The sequence below is a fragment of the Mycobacterium ostraviense genome, from assembly GCF_002705925.1.
Taxonomy (GTDB): Bacteria; Actinomycetota; Actinomycetes; order Mycobacteriales; family Mycobacteriaceae; genus Mycobacterium; species Mycobacterium ostraviense.
Genome location: NZ_NKRE01000174.1, coordinates 1 through 1,396, shown reverse-complemented (window position 1 = coordinate 1,396; position 1,396 = coordinate 1). Strand labels below are relative to the sequence as shown.

Here is a 1,396-nt window from a genome sequence, read left to right as displayed (position 1 = left end):
TACTGCAGCCGTAGTTCGGGGCTGGAGTGTATCGGCGTGTCTGCGCTGGTAGAAGCGGTGGCCGGGGCATTGTTCGGAGTTTGTGAACACATCTGAATATGCCGCGGCCCCCGCGGCTGCCAGCGTAGACCCTGACCGGTGGTGGGCGCAGTTCTCGGCGGTGATCGATCGGATCGCGCCGCGGTTTACCCGCCATGAACCGTTGCGGCATGCTGCTGCGCTGATGGCCGGGATGATTTCCGGGCTGGATCGCAAGAATTGCTGGACGATCGCCGAGCACCGCGGCGATCACACCCCCGATGGTTTGCAGCATCTGCTGGCCCGCGCCAAGTGGGACGCTGATGCTGTCCGCGACGATCTGCGTGATTACGTCGTCGACGCCTTTGGTGATCCCGGCGCGGTGCTGATCATCGACGAGACCGGCGACGTCAAGAAAGGCACCGCTACCGTCGGGGTGCAACGCCAATACAGCGGCACCGCCGGGCGCATCGAAAACTCCCAAGTCGCGGTGTATCTGACGTATGCCGCCCCGCGTGGGCATGCCCTGATCGACCGAGCGCTGTATCTACCGCGCTGCTGGACCGAGGATCCGGATCGTTGCGACGAGGCGGGGATACCGGCTGATAGCAGAGGTTTTGCCACCAAACCCACCCTGGCTTGTGGGTTGATCGCCCGCGCCGTGGATGCGAAGGTTCCGGCGGCTTGGGTGGCTGGCGACGAGGTCTACGGCGCCGACCCGAAACTGCGTGCCGCCATCCGCAACCACGGCCTGGGTTATGTGCTGGCCGTGGCCGCCAACCGGCGAGTCCCGACCCAGGCCGGACCGATCCGCGTCGACCAGCTCCCCGCACAGCTGCCGCCGTGGGCGTGGCAGAAACACTCCGCCGGCGCCGGCAGCCACGGGCAGCGCTATTACTCTTGGGCCTGGATCGCGCTGGACGCCGAAGACGACACCGACACTGGCCAGCACCATTTGCTGATCCGGCGCAACGACACCACCGGTGAGCAGGCCTACCTACGCAGCTACTCACCACGCCCAGCCACCTTGCACACCCTGGTCACTGTTGCGGGTCAACGCTGGCGTATCGAAGAATCCTTCCAGGCCGCCAAGGGCTTGACCGGGCTCGACCAGCACCAGGTCCGCCGCTGGAGATCCTGGCATCGCTGGACCACCCTGGCCATGCTCGCTCATGCCTTCCTGGCCGTGGCCACCGCCGTCGAGCGCAACACCCAACCCACCCCCGTCGGGCTGATTGCGTTGACCGTCAACGAATTTCGCCGCCTCTTCGACATGTTGCTGCTAACCACCCGCCGTACCATCAAAAGCCTGCTGGCCTGGTCGCACTGGCGACGACGACACCAATACCGAGCCCAGCTATCCCACTACCAGCGACAG

1 protein-coding gene is annotated in these 1,396 nt (G+C 65.4%); it reads left to right on the top strand.

All coding sequences use genetic code 11. The annotated features are described in order from the left end of the window. Nucleotides 1-163 precede the first annotated feature (163 nt). Nucleotides 164-1,396, top strand: a 1,233-nt coding sequence (locus CDN38_RS28540) for an IS701 family transposase (RefSeq protein ID WP_099319521.1), incomplete at its 3' end; no start/stop codon positions are given.